The following is a 14,232-nucleotide window of genomic DNA, read 5'->3' on the forward strand; positions in this document are numbered from 1 at the left end:
CGATGGAACATACAACAATGAACAAATCGTTAGAAACGGCATTGACCCGTCCGGACGTCGAGCAAGCGCTCGTCTCCCTCGTCGAACGGTTGCCAGAGATTGAAAAGTCGCTACGACGCCTCGAAGACGCTGTCGACTTTGGCAAGGCGACGATGAACGATCAACACGTGAAAGACAAGCTTGATTCCCTTCTCGACTCATCCAATTTGCAAATCGAGACGCTCGAGGCGGCGGTCAAACTGGCTGAGAAACTACCGATGTTGCTCCAGATGACGAACCAACTTGAACAAGTGCTCGCTTTCGCCCAAGACGTCTATAGTGACGAACAGACACGCGAACTGATTGGACAACGAGTCGATGAATATGTGTCGCCCGTAAAAGAAAAGGCGGTTGCGACGCGTACACTACTCACTGAAATCCGAGACCGGGCCGAACGGGACGATCGTCAAATTACCTTGTTCTCGCTCATCCGTTGGTTGAAAGAGCCATCGGTCCAACATGGGCTAAAGTATATGCAAGCGACAGTGGAAGTGTTGTCTGAGCAAACGAAAAAATAACACCTTCCTCCGGACGTGACTCGATCACGTCCGGTTTTTGTATTCACATTAGTTGGCATCTTTTACCCATGGGGGTATGATGAGGGGAGATGGTACGATACGGAAAGGAGGAGTCGAATTGGCGTTACAAGACTTTGAGGGGCAGATTTTAAACGTCTTAAAAGATGGTGTTATCGTGATGGATCACGAACGGAAAATTATCACGATGAACGATGCGGCCGAACAGTTGACTGGATGGCGGCTAGGCGAACCTGTCCCGTATTGCTCATTCTGTCAACAGCGTAAAGTTGAACGAGGCGAAGAACGATGTTATTTGATTCAACATGAGCGCTCTCCGTACTTCACCTCAGAGATGCCGACTTATTCAGGGAAGATGGTCGATGTCGAGATGAATACGGCACGCATATTGAATGACCCGGTGTCGGGCTCGACGTATTATTTGCTCGTCCTGCGTGACTTTACAGAACGAAAGCGCCGTGAAGCCCATGCGCTTCGTGAACAGATGGTACGCGAACTCATTCAAGCGCGGGAAGAAGAACATGAACGGCTCGCTCAAGAGCTTCATGACGGGGTCGGCCAGTCCCTTTTCAGTATCGCTCTTGCCCTCGGCGCCCTTCAATCCGATGTAAAAGACGTAGAAAAGAAAGAATATATCGAGTCGGTGCTCGCTGAAGTCAGTCGGTTGATTGACAACGTGAAAGGTTATTCGAAACGCTTACGTCCTATCGAGCTCGATCAATTCGGACTCGGTTCAGCATTGAGCGTATTAGTTGATAGTTTTGCCACGCAATATCCGCTCGTCGTGTTTCATACGGATATCCGCTTGTCGTTCCGATATGACCGTGTCATCGAGATCAATATATATCGCATTATCCAGGAAGCTCTCGTCAACAGTATGAAGTATGCTCATCCGAATACAATCGATGTCCGAATCGTTGAACGAAATGGTGGCATTGATTTATCACTGAAAGATGACGGGGTAGGATTCGATCCACAAAAAGTTGTAAAAGGGCTGGGCCTTCGGCACATGGAAGAGCGGGCGAAAACGATCCATGGGACGTTCACACTTCAATCGATTCCGGGACAAGGTACTGACATTTCAGTGTCTGTGCCGCTAGAGCGGGGTCTCTATGACACCGATTAAAGTATTGATTGTCGACGACCACGAACTCGTCCGACGTGGTCTGAAGTTAATGTTTCGCCCATATGAAGAGATTGATGTCGTAGGTGAGGCAGTCGATGGAACGACTGCCATTCAAGAAGCGATTCGTATGACACCTGATGTGGTGCTGCTCGATATCACGATGCCGAACGGCCTCGACGGCTTTATGACAGCGACAGCGCTAGCGGAAGAAGTGCCGGGCGTCAAAGTCATCTTACTCACGATGCATGATGAGGAGCTATACATCAAACGAGCCCTTGAACTCGATGTCCCCGGCTATCTATCCAAAAATAGTGATCCGGGTCAGCTTGTCGATGGCATCAAGCAAGTGATGGAAGGGAAGCGTTACTATGCGACCTCGCTGTCGGAAGCATTTATCGAGAAAGTAGTGTCGCAAAAGAAAGAGTCGGTGCTGACGCGGCGCGAGTCGGAAATTGTACGTTTGACGACGCTCGGTTACGGCAATATCGAGATTGGAGAGAAACTTGGAATCAGTCCAAAAACGGTCGAGAACCATAAAAGCCGTGTCATGCATAAACTGCAAATCAAACATCGACATGAGCTCGTGCAATTCGCACTGAAAAATAGATTGGTTGACTACGATGGCTAGAAAGAAGGGAAGTTATGAAACTAGATTTAGAGAAGACGGTCGATTCACAATACATCCAGCAACACCTCGCCAATGAGCGGACGTTCCTCGCCTGGATTCGGACGGCGATCACGGTCATCGGGATCGGTTTTCTCGTGACGAATTTCCACTATTATCGGAGCGAGAACTTGAGCGGGACCGAGCATCAATTGATCACAGCGATCGGCATCTTGTCGATCATCTTCGGAATCGCGACCATCCTCGTCGGAACCCGGTCGTATTTGAAGAAAGTGCATACGATCAATTCCCAACAGTTCAAATCGGCGAAGATGAGCCTTGTCGCGCTCGCGATCGGGATGGTGTTCATTTTCACGTTGATCTTGATTGTCAGCTACTTCTTATTTTAACGACAAACAAGCACCGTGCCTCGGAGAGAGGGACGGTGCTTGTTGTTAGCGCGAGATGATGGCGTCGAGCCGTTCGAGTTGCGAGGAGAAACCTTCGACGGCACCCATCTCGACGACGCGCTGGAGCGACTCGTTGTCTGTGAACTCGGAGCGGCTGATGAGCAGCGTGCCGTTCGGGATATCGACGAATTCATTCGTGATCGTCATGACGGGGAGTTCGGGATTGATGTGGCCGTCCGCGTCCGAGAACGCATCTGTGTAGACGATTTTTCGATGCGGGTCGATCTCGAGGAACGTCGATTTTCCCCATGACTCCATGCCGTAGTAATCACCTTGCTCTTTGTCGACACACGTCATTTTGTAGTGCCACGTCCCACCCGGTTCGAATTCGAACGTGCGAATTTCCGTTGCCCATCCGGCCGGCCCCCACCACGTTTCAAGATGGGCTGGCGTCGAGAACGCCTCGAATACGAGCTCACGCGGTGCGCTGAAGCTTCGTTCGACGATCAACGTGTTGCCTTCGATCTTAGATTTCACTTTTTCCATTGGAAAGACCCCTTTCTTGAGAAAGAAGATTACGCATATCTAATCAATGTAATCTCTATTCCCGGTTCACGAGGCGTTTCAACCTTTTTCATCAAACAGTAAGTCGAGCACGGTCTCACCGATCGGCCGTTCCTTGCCTTCATACGGGAAGGAGTGGATATGGATGGCCGGATTAAAGTTCAACTCGATGATGCCGTAGTCGATGTCCCTATCCAGCGAGGGGATCATCATATCGACGCCGCAAATCGTCGCGCCGATCGCTTTTGCCGAATCGACCGCAATCTGTTTATAGGAGTCGGCGATCCGGTCCGTATAGTCGATGCTGTCACCGCCCGTGCTGATGTTCGAGTTCTCACGCAAGAAGATGCGCTCACCCTCGGCGAGGACACTGTCTGGCGTCTTGCCTTGCGGGCGTAAGAACGACACGACGATATCATCGAGGTCGATTTTCTCGAGCGGTGTCTTATAGCCTTTGCCACGGAGCGGGTCCTCGTTTTTCTTAGCGACGAGCTCCCGAATCGTCGACACACCGTCTCCGGTCACGTTCGCCGGGACGCGGTGCAAAATGCCAGCGACCTCGTCACCGATGACGAGGAATCGATACTCTTTCCCGGGCAGGAACGTCTCGAGAAGGACGACTTCGTCAAACGTACGAGCGTGACGGAACGCCTCGAGTGCCTCGTCGAACGTCGTCCCGTCCTTGAAGATGTGGATGCCAATCCCGAAGTTCGTCGATTTCGGCTTCAAGACGATCGGCTCGTTCGTGAACGTAGGCCAAGCGTTCTGTAAATCGGCTTCAGTGCGGAGTTCGACCCCGCTCGGTACGCGGATGCCATGTTCAGCGAGCACGTGTTTCGTCACCGTCTTATTCTCCATCATGAGGACGGATACGTAGTTGTCTTTCGATGTCTTCGTCGCTTGTTTGACGTACTCGGTCTGGTTGCCGTGTCGGATGCGGATGAACTGGTCATCCTGGTCGATCACGTCGATCGCATAGCCACGTTTCAAGGCCGCCTTTATCAAAATCTGTGTCGACAGTTCCATATCCGTGTAGCCGTGCATCCGGAATCGGTTGGCGTATGCGTCTTGATAGAACACCTCGGCTTGCCGGAGCGACCAGTCCGTATAGCCGTCTGTCGTCATGGCGGAAGTAAGCCGCGACGCGTAAGTCGCCTCGACATGGTCGATTCGTTCCCGGACGGAGGCGAAGCCGTCATCGAACCCGAGGGTATAACGTTCATTGAACGCTTCAATCTCGTCGAGCAGATCGCGTGCGTATGTTTGTAAAGTCATCGCTTCGCCATCACGGTACAGCACGAGCGATGGGGATAGACCTTCCTTCGCCACACGCTGCTGATTGTGGAACGCCTCGGCTTGCCAGTCCGCAAATCGTGTCTCATCTTTTAACGTCAAGTAGAGCAAGAAGACATGCAGGAACTGTAGGTCGGAAAGAGCGATGCCGGTCTTCTCGAACGGGTTGAGATCGATATTGCGAATCTCGATATAGTCGATGCCATTCGCCTCGAGCCGTTCCAAGTCGTTGCCGCCCCGGGAGGTCTTCAGGCGGATTGGGGAATAGAGCTCATTCGGGTTGGCGATATCGCCTTGGGCGATGAAGCGGCGCACACTGTCAGTGTAATGGGAGAGCGTCGAATAATCGGGATAGAGCGGTTCGACGTTCGTATAGCCACAGTCGCTATTCCGGTACGACAGCGCCGTCGCATTCGAATACACATCCTCGCTGAGCGCCTGCATTTGGCTGACGCAGCGCTCTTCATAGCTCGTATGGACAGCCGGGGTCCCGCCGAGCAAATAGACGACGAGCCAACGTGTCCGTAAATAGTTGCGGACGAGTTTTAAATACAGGTCGTTCTTGAAACGGTCATAGCGCTCGGGTGACCCTTCATAGAGGGCGGCAATCAACTCATCCGCGAACGAGAAGTTGAAATGGATGCCCGAGATGAGCTGCTTCTTCGCCCCATATTTTTGGAGCAGGTGCTCCCGATAGCGGCCTGCCTCAAGGCCTGAACTGCCGAAGTCTGCGAGTGGGATGACCCCGCCGTCTGGGAGTGCACATGGCATCGACTGCGGCCAAAGCCGCTCATTGCCGATATTCAGTGCCGTGATGTCGTATAGTGTCTCTAAAAAGTTGTGTGCTCCTTTCACGGTCGGGAACGTCGGCGTGATCAGTTCAATCTGACTTTCTGAGAAGTCAGTCGTGATATATGGATGCGTCGCCTTGTCTCCAAGTGCTGTCGGATGCTTCGTGACGGCGAGCGTTCCTTCAGGGGTCACGCGGAGCATCTCACGCTCGATGGCGAAACGTCCGCTCGTGAGAAGTTGCTTGGATAATTGCTTAAATTGCTTCGGCAAGGGAAGTCACTTCCTTTTTCAATAGTCGGACATAGAGGGCAGAGACGAGCCCTTTGATGATGCTCGAGACGGCGATGCTCCACCAGATGGCATCGAGACCGAGAGCCGGTTCGAGGAGGATGGCGAGCGGGATGCGGGCGACGGTGAAGACGATGGAGATCGTCGCTGGGATTTTCGGCAGTCCGAGTCCCGAGAAGTAGCCGTTCCCGATCATTTCGAGTGAGGCGAAAATGAGCGAAATTCCGATGATGCGCAAATAACTCGCGCCGATTTCAATCGTTCTCAGGTCGTCGACGAACAACCCGATGAGCACGTCCGGCACGACCAAGAAGACGAGGGTGATCAGGCCGGTATACAAGACGCCGAGTCGTGTCGTTACCCGGTACCCTTCATGAACACGATCGACTTTGCGGGCGCCGAGATTTTGTCCGGTGTAACTGGCGATGGCGCCGTTCAGTCCACCGATCATCATATAGGCGATCGACTCGATCTGCAGCCCGATACGCTGTGCCGCGATCGCCTCGGTCCCGTACGAGCCGATCATGCGGGCGAGGAAGATGCTAATGACAGTGAACAAGACGCGCTGGGTCGCCATTGGGAACCCGAGGCGAAGAATTTCTTTATAGTCCGTGTGATCTGGTTCGACCGTCTCTTCCCAATCGAACAAGGCGCGGGCACGATGCCAGAAGAAGCCGAACATGACGACGTTCGCGACGAGCGTAGCGAGACCGGCACCGACGACACCGAGTCCGAGCGGATAGATGAAGAGCGGTGAGAGAATCATATTGAGCGTGACCCCGGTCGCATTAATGCGCATCGCTGTCGTCGTGTTGCCATAGGCGCTGAAGAGCCGGGCGAACAGCAGGTTGAAAAACGAGAAGACGAGCATCGGGGCGCTGACGAGCAAGTAGCTGTACGCCAACCGCTCGACATTTGGTGCGTCCATGTTCAAAAAGTCGATCAATGTCTGACCGAACAGGATTAGGAGAAAGACGAACAACAGGCCGAGGCCGAGGTTCATCCGTCTCCCGGCCCGAACGTAACGCTGAATCAACGCTTGGTCCCGCCGTCCGACGGCTTGCGACACTTTGATCCCAGCGCCGACGACGATGAGCGATTGGATCGCTTGACCGAGCATGATATAAAAGCTGGCCGCGCCGATGCTGGCGACGGCGTCGCTACCGAGCGCGCCGACCCAGAACATATCGACGAGGCTATAGGTGAACTGTAAAAGCGAACTACCGACGAGCGGGAGGGCGAGCGCCACAATGACGCGTTGAACCTGTCCAGTCGTCAAATCGATGGTTTTCACGATGAAAGACCCCTTCAACACATTTAGTATATAACCATTTAGTTATATATAAGCACGACGGGATTGAATTGGCAATCGTGGGGAGCGACTCGACGAAAAATCGACACAAAAAAAGGAATTCGAGGTGAATTCCTTACTGGGTATAGGCGCGGATCCAAGTCGTCATATAGACGAGTGTCGAGATAATGAGTGTCGAGGCGAGTGCGTAAATCGGATAGGTCGGGAAAGCATCTTGGAACAATGGATAGAACAAAAACGTCATCATCATGATGGGCACAGATATTCCGAAAGAAGTGTAAGCATTTTTTGTTGATTTTTTCGTAATGAATCGTTCACGCTCATCTGTTTCTTCAAATTCGGTCATTCGGATGGACCATTGCCAAAATGACAGACTATGATCAGATCTCGTTTTGTAAGAGTAGATTGACCAGATTACACCGAATACGATAAGAGCAATCCAAGGTAAGGCATTCATTTCGAAAACAAGCGTACCTTCGTTTTGATAACTCGACATGGCTTGGTATACTCCTGCAGTAAACGAGCCAATAGACATGGCCATCAATACATACAAGATGATGCTTGAAAGGGATTGAACTATGACACGCTTCATTCTATTTCCTCCTCAATCTTAAAAATGGATTCGACCGGTTCCTCGAATACGCGCGCGATTTGCATCGCCAGCAGAAGCGATGGGGTGTAACTCCCTTTTTCGAGCGAGATGATCGTCTGTCTCGTCACACCGACTTTGGCCGCCAAGTCACCTTGGGTCAGTTGATGCCGGGCCCGCAACTCTTTGACGCGATTGATTAATGGCATGCCGCCACCTCATTTCTTGTTTCTACTTATAGTGTAAAGTAAACTTTACTTAATGTAAAGAAGACTTTACTTATTTGGAGGTGGTACAATGGAATTAATAGTGAAAGGGGAGAAGTCGGATGAAGGCGATTGTAGGACAGCATCACGTGTCGGCGATGACTGGGGACGCAAAGAAGAACTTGCGATTCTATACGGAAGTACTCGGGATGCGGCTCGTCAAAAAGACGGTCAACCAAGACGATCCATCGATGTATCACTTGTTTTACGCAGATGAATCGGGGACGCCGGGGACGGATTTGACGTTCTTCGAGCTCCCGTTTCTCGGACAGACGTATCGAGGAAGCAGCAGCATCTCACGGACGGCGCTTCAGGTGCCGGAAGGGTCACTCCCGTATTGGCGCGAGCGTTTCGAATCGTTCAACGTGTTGCATGATGAGGTCGAGGAGGTATTAGGTCGTCCGACGCTCTACTTCGAGGATGAGGAAGGACAGCGGCTCTGTCTCGTCGAGGGCGGGTCAGGGACGCCGTGGAAAAACGGACCGGTGCCGGCAGACGTTGCCGTCTTCGGTCTCGGGTTCAGTGAGTGGACGGTACGACGGATCGAAAAGACGGAGCGGGTACTGACGGACGTGCTCGGCTATCGCTTCGCGTCCGAGTTCGAACGGAACGGTCAACCGGTTCGTGTGTTCGAGACGGGAGACGGAGGTGTGTCGACAGAGATTCATCTCGTCGACCGTCACGATTTACCGTCGGAGCGGCCAGGACGAGGCAGTGTCCACCACGTCGCGATCCGCGTCGAGGATGATGACGAGATGAAACATTGGGTCGAGCGGCTCGATTCATTCGGCATCAGTCATTCGGGGCTAATCGACCGTTATTATTTCAAATCGATTTACTTCCGCGAGCCGAGCGGGATCTTAGTGGAACTCGCGACGGATGGACCTGGTTTTGCGACCGACGAACCGGTCGAGACGCTCGGGGAACGTTTGGCGTTGCCGCCGTTTCTTGAGCCACGGCGAGCCGAGATTGAGGCCAAATTGAAGCCGCTGTAACAGACAAACCCGACGGACAATTCAGTCCGTCGGGTTTTGTATGCCTAGCAAAAGGGCCAGTTCGTTCGTCCGATTGGCGACAAGGTCGGCAATCGTATAGCGGTCGAGCACGTGCAGGAACGCCAGCATCGCCTCGTTCAACACGCTCCGCAAATCGCATGCGGGGGCGATGACACATCGTCCTTCGCCGAAACATTCGACGAGCTCGAACGGTTCCATCGTCCGGACGACGTCGCCGACGTTAATGTCTTCCATCGGTCGGGCGAGTCGGAAGCCGCCACCACGCCCGCGCACGGACTCGAGATAGCCGTGTTTGCCGAGCTCATAGACGACCTTCATGACGTGATTCTTTGAAATCTGATATTGGTCTGCCACTTCTTGAATCGTCACAAGACGATGCGAGAACGTGGCACTATACATAAGTGTTCGGAGTGCGTAGTCGCACGTTTGCGTGAGCCGCATGTTGTTTCACCTCTTCATTCGTTCATTGTACAAGACATCTGACGAAAGCGCGACGACGGAAGATGTGAAAAAAGCGTGGCGGATTCAAGGCGGAAATTTGAACTTGTATTTAAACAAGTATTTTATATATTGATTTTACCGTGATTTAACTCACATAATGAACATGAACTTTCAAAAAGGGGGAAACAAAATGTTAGATCAACAAACGATGGATATCGTCAAAGCAACCGCACCGGTCTTGAAAGACCACGGTGTCGCCATCACGAGTCACTTCTATAAACGCATGTTCGAAAACAACCCGGAAGTCCGCCACTTCTTCAACCATACGAACCAAAAACGCGGTCGTCAGCCAGAGGCGCTCGCAAACGCTGTCTATGCGGCAGCCGTCCATATCGATCGTCTCGAAGCGATTCTTCCGGCCATCCAACCGGCGCTTCATAAACATAAGAGCTTGAACATCCGCCCGGAGCATTATCCAATCGTCGGCGAGAACTTACTCGGCGCGATTCAAGACGTGCTCGGTGAAGCGGCGACGCCAGACATCATTGACGCATGGGCGAAAGCATATGGTGTCATCGCCGACGTCTTCATCTCGCTCGAGAAACAAATGTATGCCGATGCGCCATGGATTGGTTTCAAACCGTTCACGGTCGCTGAAGTGATCGAAGACACGCCGGAAGTGAAACGATTCCATATCAAAGCGAACGATGGCGTCGTCGGGACGGCCATCCCAGGTCAATACATCTCGGTCCAAGCACACATCGCTGGGGAAGACATCTTGCACCACCGTCAATATAGCGTCGTCGAGACGACTGAAGACGGCTACTGGATTGCTCCGAAGGCGGAAGGACTCGTCTCGAACTGGCTCCATGAGCAGACGGTCGGTACGGAAATTCCAGTGAGTGCCCCGGCTGGCGAATTCGTGCTTGAAGACACGGACCGCCCGCTCACACTTGTCGCAGGCGGAATCGGTATCACGCCGCTCTTCAACATGGCGAAGACGGCACTCGGTCAAGGTCGTTCGGTCACGTTGCTCCATGCTGTCCGCAGCACGAACCTCCGTCCGCTCAGTGAAGAGCTCGATGAACTCGTGAACGTTGGTCTTCACCTCATCACGCACGTCGATGACACGTATCAGGTTGCATGAGTGCGACACAACTCGAAGCACTCGATGTCGAGGGACACGACGTCTACACGTGCGGGCCGACCGCGATGATGGAGACGGTCGTCCAAATGATTCCACAAGCCCGTTACGAGTTCTTTGGTCCATCGGCCGTACTCGCCAAAGCATAAGAAAAGACGACCGCGAAAGCAGTCGTCACACTACCGCAGACCGGTCATCGATTTGCGGTTTTTATAATTGTTCAGAATGAAGCACATTTTTTTCGTGGTCGAGCGTTTCGAGTGTCCAGTCGCCACGTAGCGTTTTCTCTAGAGTGATTAAGTAAGTCCTGACATACCCTTCGTCTTGAGGGTCGTTGACCGTGTAGATTTTGCTCCAACCTGAAGCCTGTAACCGCAAGTAGACGACGTCTTCGGGTTGTTCATTCAACCGAATCCCAATGTATTCGTCTGTTCCGTTGCCGAGATGAGCCCAGTCGAATGGTGTTTCTTCAATTGTGTCACGAGTTGAGCTGCTAAACTCTCCATTCATTTTCATGATCCCTAGACCGAGGATTGTGCCGTCTGCGTTCGTGAAGAGAGTGACGGTTGAATCTTCCAATTTGTGATATTCATAAGCATACCACCCTTGGGTAGTCATCTGGTCGTTCAATTCTTGTTGCGCTTGGTCAGATGCTTGTTTTCGCTGTTCGTCGTTATAAGACCGGACACCGGCCGTGACTGAAATGGCGATGATGATGATCATACCTGTTAGGAATAATGCGAGTCCACGTTTTGACATTTTGCCTCTCCTTGTTCAGTTTTCAGAAATCGATCGAGTCAATGACTTGCTCATTTTGGTCTAACGTTTGAAGGGTCCAGTCGGATGTTGGTCTATTGCGCAACTCGATAATGTGTGTGGCAGCATAGTCATCTTCTTCGGGACGGTTGAGGACGTGTTGTTCTTGTATGCGTTCTCCGATGATACGAAGGTAGGCCACATTCTGAGGCTGCTTGTTCAAGCGAATCCCTATATAGTTATTGGAATCGTCACTCGAATAGATATAGTCAAACGGAGACATATCCAGGATTTCAACGGTTCCATAGCCATAGCCGTCGACACTCATGTCGGCGAGTCCGAGCAACGTCTCGTCTTCGTTTGTGAAGAGGGCGAGTGTCGCATCATCTGTTTTGAGATATTCGTATGCGTGAAAATTATTGTCCGCCAGGTAACGTTTCAATTGTTGTCTCTCATAAAAATAACTTCCGATTCCTGAAAAGACGATAACGACCGTGATACAAATGAGCAAAGCCCAAGTTAGTCTGCGTGTAGACATTTCGTTCCTCCTCTACAAGTACAGCCCATGCCTCAATCCTGAGCGCATGGGCTGTTTGATTAGTACGTCAAGCTCGCGGCAACGATGATGCCGACGACGAGTGAGGCGGAGAAGAGGCTGATCCCGATGGCGAGGTTGCCGTTCTCGACTTCTTTCTCTAAGTTCACGCCTGGCGTCAGGACGTATTCAAACGTCCAGAAAGCGAGCACTTGAGCGAGAATCCCGACGAGTCCCCAGATGAAGGCGTCGAGTAAGTTGACGCTGTTCGCCCACACCGTGTAGATGACGATGGCGAGACCGATCGCTTTCCCCCAAAGTTTGAGTGCGACAGCGACGTTACCTTCTTTAATCAATTTGCGTTCCGAATACTTCGTCGTGAGGGCAAAGACGACGAGTCCAGCTAAAATGAGGCCAAACCCTGTACCGAGGTGAGCGAGGAAGCTCAAGATGGAATCGAGCGTGATGAACGTCATAAGTTATTCTCCTTTGTTGTGCCAATGGCTAAGTAGTAGGACTGGTTGTTCGTGATCATACTGCCTGCGCGGACGCCGAGGGCGGACGGCTGGCCGTTCAAGCAAAAGCAGCCGACCATGTAGTGTGTCTCGAGTGGGCCGTTGACCGTGTTCGTCAGACGAGTCGGCAGCTCGACGAACTGTTGATACACCGCCGTCTCGTCCGCGTATGTCTGGAGCGTCTCTTTATGGAAGGGGACACCGGCTTGGTCATAGAGGATGACCGAGTCGCCTTCCCGTCCGAAGGCGGGCTTTTGCACGTACGCACTCTGACCGATAAACGGCTCGGCCTCGAGATACGTCGGTAAAAAGTACGTCTCGATGATGAATCGCTCCGCTTCGTCGAAATATGTATTGGCCTCATACAGTTCCCAAATGAGCGCTTGGACGCCTTTAGACTGCATGAGAAACGCCGAGAGCGGATTGAGGATCGAGACGTGTTTGGCTGCGTTCAAATCGAGCAGGCGGATGCCGATCAAATCACCATTGGATGCCTGGTCATCGACCAAATGTTCGATTGGGTACGTCTGACGATATAAGACGTCGACTTTTTCCCCGGACGGTGTGAAGACGCCGTCCGTATCGACGAGCAATTGGTCGAGCGGGATGAACTCCGACGGCAAATCGAGCGTCTCTTGAAGGAAACGCGTCGTCCATTTGTCCTCGATGTTATCATCGTGGGCCGTAAAGACGATTTTCGGTGTCCCGTCCCGGTCGAGTCGTTGCCACGCCGCGATGACGGCTTTTCGCAGTTCGGTCTTGAGCTCGTCGGTCGACGCCGCGTTCGGGTCATCGAGTCCGAATTCTGTCGTTACATAGCCATTCACGTCGAACAGTTCTTTGATAAACGTCGGCGTGTCAGCATTGAACTCCATCAACTTGATGGTGCCGTCTTTGACGATCCAGTCGTAGCGGCCGATAATCGTCTCTTGGGGGAGCGCCTTGTCCCGAAGGAACGGCAGGCTCGCCTCGGGATAGCCGAGCAAGCGGAGCGTGTCGTCCGGGAGCGTCCGGAGCAGGCGGTTCGTCTTGCGGAAAATCGCATCGACGTCACGCGTCGCTTCCCGAACCTGTCTCACCGCATCTTCCGACATGGCGAGACAGTCGTAAAGGGCGTACTCCTCGTCATTCAAGTCAGGCCAAAAGAAAGGGATTTGGCCGAACAACGCATTGCGATTCATCCCCCGAAACCGCCTTTTGAGCCGCTCCCGAGTCCCGAGTTGGAGCCTGAGTTTGATTTGTTCGGGGTGATGCTGCTGGCGCCACCATTTGAACGGTAATTTTTATAGGCCGATGAATTCTTCAATGCACTCTTTGAGTTGAATAAGCTGCCGAGCAAGAAGAAGCTTCCGAAGTGAGGAGAGCGATCATCGTCACAGTAATATGATTCCGTCTCATCATCCCAATCCCAATCGTCGCACTCGTAGCCGGTCGGTTCTTCCGGTAACGTCGCTTGTTCTGTTTCGTCGGTGCCACAAGCCGCGAGCGACGCGGTCAAGACGGCGGCCGACAGCCCGCTCAAGATTTTTTTGCTTGTCTTCATGTTGATTCCTCCAATGTATAACCTGTAGGGGTGACGTAAATGACATAGACGCCACGATCTTCGTCCGTTTCGGCCGAGTCGCGTTCGTACTCTTTGCCGGCGACGTACAAGTATTGACTGCCGAGCATGGCGAGCGCGTCGAGATGCCGGTCGACGTAATACGCCTCGAGCATCGGATTGTCGAACCGGTCGTCGAGCGTCCGGATTTCGACTTTGATATCGGTCGTCTCGTGCTTGTCGACGGGGCCTTCCGTGTAGCGGTCGACGTAAATCAAGAAGTATTGCTCGCCTTCGAGCGCTGATGAGCGCTGTTTGTAGGTCATGCCGTCTTTTACGAAAAATTCGCATTCGCGACGGGCGAGTACTTCATCGAGGCCGAGCGATGTATAATGGTAGAGTGGCTCGAACGAAAGTTCATTTTTATAGAGTCGATATTCTAAAACGATTGAGTTCATGACGTCGT

At 52.4% G+C, this 14,232-nt stretch carries 19 protein-coding genes; 7 read left to right on the top strand and 12 right to left on the bottom strand.

The features are described 5' to 3' along the window. Positions 1-2: 2 nt before the first annotated feature. The 4 genes from EVJ34_RS09470 (at position 3) to EVJ34_RS09485 (ending at position 2,715) form a co-directional block, all read left to right on the top strand. Entirely contained in the window at positions 3-557 is a 555-nt protein-coding gene (locus tag EVJ34_RS09470) for a hypothetical protein (RefSeq protein ID WP_131435840.1), read from the top strand. A 118-nt stretch (positions 558-675) separates the two neighbouring features. Then, positions 676-1,701: a sensor histidine kinase gene (locus tag EVJ34_RS09475; protein WP_161568902.1), complete on the top strand. Its 1,026-nt coding sequence runs from the start codon at positions 676-678 to the stop codon at positions 1,699-1,701. Then, positions 1,688-2,329, top strand: a complete 642-nt coding sequence (locus EVJ34_RS09480; RefSeq protein ID WP_236636681.1) for a response regulator — start codon at positions 1,688-1,690, stop codon at positions 2,327-2,329. Before EVJ34_RS09475 ends, EVJ34_RS09480 begins: the two co-directional genes overlap by 14 nt. 14 nt (positions 2,330-2,343) lie before the next feature. After that, entirely contained in the window at positions 2,344-2,715 is a 372-nt protein-coding gene (locus EVJ34_RS09485; protein WP_131435836.1) for a YidH family protein, read from the top strand. Positions 2,716-2,760: 45 nt separating this feature from the next. On the opposite strand, the gene EVJ34_RS09490 is transcribed toward EVJ34_RS09485, so the two are convergent. The 5 genes from EVJ34_RS09490 to EVJ34_RS09510 form a co-directional block, all read right to left on the bottom strand. Next, the gene (locus EVJ34_RS09490) at positions 2,761-3,261 is read right to left on the bottom strand and encodes an SRPBCC family protein (RefSeq protein ID WP_131485427.1); all 501 of its coding nucleotides are present in this window, start codon (positions 3,259-3,261) and stop codon (positions 2,761-2,763) included. Between the two features lie 78 nt (positions 3,262-3,339). Then, complete coding sequence (gene gshAB, locus EVJ34_RS09495; RefSeq protein WP_131485428.1) at positions 3,340-5,634, bottom strand: bifunctional glutamate--cysteine ligase GshA/glutathione synthetase GshB; 2,295 nt, start codon at positions 5,632-5,634, stop codon at positions 3,340-3,342. Next, positions 5,618-6,946 carry an MATE family efflux transporter gene (locus EVJ34_RS09500; RefSeq protein WP_131485429.1) on the bottom strand — a complete coding sequence of 443 codons (1,329 nt, stop codon included), beginning with the start codon at positions 6,944-6,946 and terminating at the stop codon, positions 5,618-5,620. The genes gshAB and EVJ34_RS09500 overlap by 17 nt, the downstream gene beginning before the upstream one ends. A gap of 133 nt (positions 6,947-7,079) precedes the next feature. Further along, the gene (locus EVJ34_RS09505; protein WP_131435828.1) at positions 7,080-7,556 is read right to left on the bottom strand and encodes a hypothetical protein; all 477 of its coding nucleotides are present in this window, start codon (positions 7,554-7,556) and stop codon (positions 7,080-7,082) included. Continuing rightward, complete coding sequence (locus tag EVJ34_RS09510; RefSeq protein ID WP_131435826.1) at positions 7,553-7,762, bottom strand: helix-turn-helix transcriptional regulator; 210 nt, start codon at positions 7,760-7,762, stop codon at positions 7,553-7,555. Before EVJ34_RS09510 ends, EVJ34_RS09505 begins: the two co-directional genes overlap by 4 nt. Before the next feature lie 119 nt (positions 7,763-7,881). Between EVJ34_RS09510 and EVJ34_RS09515 the strand changes: the two genes are divergently transcribed. Next, complete coding sequence (locus EVJ34_RS09515) at positions 7,882-8,814, top strand: ring-cleaving dioxygenase (protein WP_131485430.1); 933 nt, start codon at positions 7,882-7,884, stop codon at positions 8,812-8,814. 21 nt (positions 8,815-8,835) lie between these two features. Here EVJ34_RS09515 and EVJ34_RS09520 read toward each other — a convergent pair whose 3' ends face one another. Then, positions 8,836-9,276 carry an RrF2 family transcriptional regulator gene (locus EVJ34_RS09520; RefSeq protein ID WP_131485431.1) on the bottom strand — a complete coding sequence of 147 codons (441 nt, stop codon included), beginning with the start codon at positions 9,274-9,276 and terminating at the stop codon, positions 8,836-8,838. 190 nt (positions 9,277-9,466) lie between these two features. Between EVJ34_RS09520 and EVJ34_RS09525 the strand changes: the two genes are divergently transcribed. Continuing rightward, the gene (locus tag EVJ34_RS09525) at positions 9,467-10,423 is read left to right on the top strand and encodes a globin domain-containing protein (protein ID WP_236636682.1); all 957 of its coding nucleotides are present in this window, start codon (positions 9,467-9,469) and stop codon (positions 10,421-10,423) included. Beyond that, positions 10,420-10,569: a hypothetical protein gene (locus EVJ34_RS15885; RefSeq protein WP_236636683.1), complete on the top strand. Its 150-nt coding sequence runs from the start codon at positions 10,420-10,422 to the stop codon at positions 10,567-10,569. Before EVJ34_RS09525 ends, EVJ34_RS15885 begins: the two co-directional genes overlap by 4 nt. Before the next feature lie 61 nt (positions 10,570-10,630). Here the strand turns inward: EVJ34_RS15885 and EVJ34_RS09530 are convergent, their stop codons facing one another. The 6 genes from EVJ34_RS09530 to EVJ34_RS09555 are packed head-to-tail and all read right to left on the bottom strand — an operon-like array spanning position 10,631 to position 14,224. Beyond that, positions 10,631-11,179 (bottom strand): hypothetical protein, encoded by a 549-nt coding sequence (locus EVJ34_RS09530; protein ID WP_131435819.1) that lies wholly within the window; start codon positions 11,177-11,179, stop codon positions 10,631-10,633. Between the two features lie 22 nt (positions 11,180-11,201). Further along, entirely contained in the window at positions 11,202-11,714 is a 513-nt protein-coding gene (locus EVJ34_RS09535) for a hypothetical protein (protein ID WP_131485432.1), read from the bottom strand. A 59-nt stretch (positions 11,715-11,773) separates the two neighbouring features. Beyond that, positions 11,774-12,187: a DUF350 domain-containing protein gene (locus tag EVJ34_RS09540; protein ID WP_021066039.1), complete on the bottom strand. Its 414-nt coding sequence runs from the start codon at positions 12,185-12,187 to the stop codon at positions 11,774-11,776. Further along, a complete protein-coding gene (locus EVJ34_RS09545; RefSeq protein ID WP_131485433.1) occupies positions 12,184-13,407 on the bottom strand; it encodes a glutathionylspermidine synthase family protein in 1,224 nt (407 codons plus the stop codon). Before EVJ34_RS09545 ends, EVJ34_RS09540 begins: the two co-directional genes overlap by 4 nt. After that, a complete protein-coding gene (locus EVJ34_RS09550; protein WP_021066041.1) occupies positions 13,404-13,769 on the bottom strand; it encodes a hypothetical protein in 366 nt (121 codons plus the stop codon). The genes EVJ34_RS09545 and EVJ34_RS09550 overlap by 4 nt, the downstream gene beginning before the upstream one ends. Further along, positions 13,766-14,224, bottom strand: coding sequence for a hypothetical protein (locus EVJ34_RS09555; RefSeq protein WP_021066042.1), 459 nt, complete (start codon positions 14,222-14,224; stop codon positions 13,766-13,768). The genes EVJ34_RS09550 and EVJ34_RS09555 overlap by 4 nt, the downstream gene beginning before the upstream one ends. Positions 14,225-14,232 lie beyond the last annotated feature (8 nt).

It is taken from the genome of Exiguobacterium sp. SL-9 (genome assembly GCF_004336985.1).
Taxonomy (GTDB): Bacteria; Bacillota; Bacilli; order Exiguobacteriales; family Exiguobacteriaceae; genus Exiguobacterium.

Excerpts from the sequence above, each read along its gene's own strand:
- EVJ34_RS09470 (WP_131435840.1), top strand. The coding sequence starts at position 3 with ATGGAACATACAACAATGAACAAATCGTTAGAAACGGCATTGACCCGT.
- EVJ34_RS09480 (WP_236636681.1), top strand. The coding sequence starts at position 1,688 with ATGACACCGATTAAAGTATTGATTGTCGACGACCACGAACTCGTCCGA.
- EVJ34_RS09485 (WP_131435836.1), top strand. The coding sequence starts at position 2,344 with ATGAAACTAGATTTAGAGAAGACGGTCGATTCACAATACATCCAGCAA.
- EVJ34_RS09490 (WP_131485427.1), bottom strand. The coding sequence starts at position 3,261 with ATGGAAAAAGTGAAATCTAAGATCGAAGGCAACACGTTGATCGTCGAA.
- EVJ34_RS09505 (WP_131435828.1), bottom strand. The coding sequence starts at position 7,556 with ATGAAGCGTGTCATAGTTCAATCCCTTTCAAGCATCATCTTGTATGTA.
- EVJ34_RS09510 (WP_131435826.1), bottom strand. The coding sequence starts at position 7,762 with ATGCCATTAATCAATCGCGTCAAAGAGTTGCGGGCCCGGCATCAACTG.
- EVJ34_RS09515 (WP_131485430.1), top strand. The coding sequence starts at position 7,882 with ATGAAGGCGATTGTAGGACAGCATCACGTGTCGGCGATGACTGGGGAC.
- EVJ34_RS09520 (WP_131485431.1), bottom strand. The coding sequence starts at position 9,276 with ATGCGGCTCACGCAAACGTGCGACTACGCACTCCGAACACTTATGTAT.
- EVJ34_RS09525 (WP_236636682.1), top strand. The coding sequence starts at position 9,467 with ATGTTAGATCAACAAACGATGGATATCGTCAAAGCAACCGCACCGGTC.
- EVJ34_RS15885 (WP_236636683.1), top strand. The coding sequence starts at position 10,420 with ATGAGTGCGACACAACTCGAAGCACTCGATGTCGAGGGACACGACGTC.
- EVJ34_RS09530 (WP_131435819.1), bottom strand. The coding sequence starts at position 11,179 with ATGTCAAAACGTGGACTCGCATTATTCCTAACAGGTATGATCATCATC.
- EVJ34_RS09535 (WP_131485432.1), bottom strand. The coding sequence starts at position 11,714 with ATGTCTACACGCAGACTAACTTGGGCTTTGCTCATTTGTATCACGGTC.
- EVJ34_RS09540 (WP_021066039.1), bottom strand. The coding sequence starts at position 12,187 with ATGACGTTCATCACGCTCGATTCCATCTTGAGCTTCCTCGCTCACCTC.
- EVJ34_RS09545 (WP_131485433.1), bottom strand. The coding sequence starts at position 13,407 with ATGAATCGCAATGCGTTGTTCGGCCAAATCCCTTTCTTTTGGCCTGAC.
- EVJ34_RS09550 (WP_021066041.1), bottom strand. The coding sequence starts at position 13,769 with ATGAAGACAAGCAAAAAAATCTTGAGCGGGCTGTCGGCCGCCGTCTTG.
- EVJ34_RS09555 (WP_021066042.1), bottom strand. The coding sequence starts at position 14,224 with ATGAACTCAATCGTTTTAGAATATCGACTCTATAAAAATGAACTTTCG.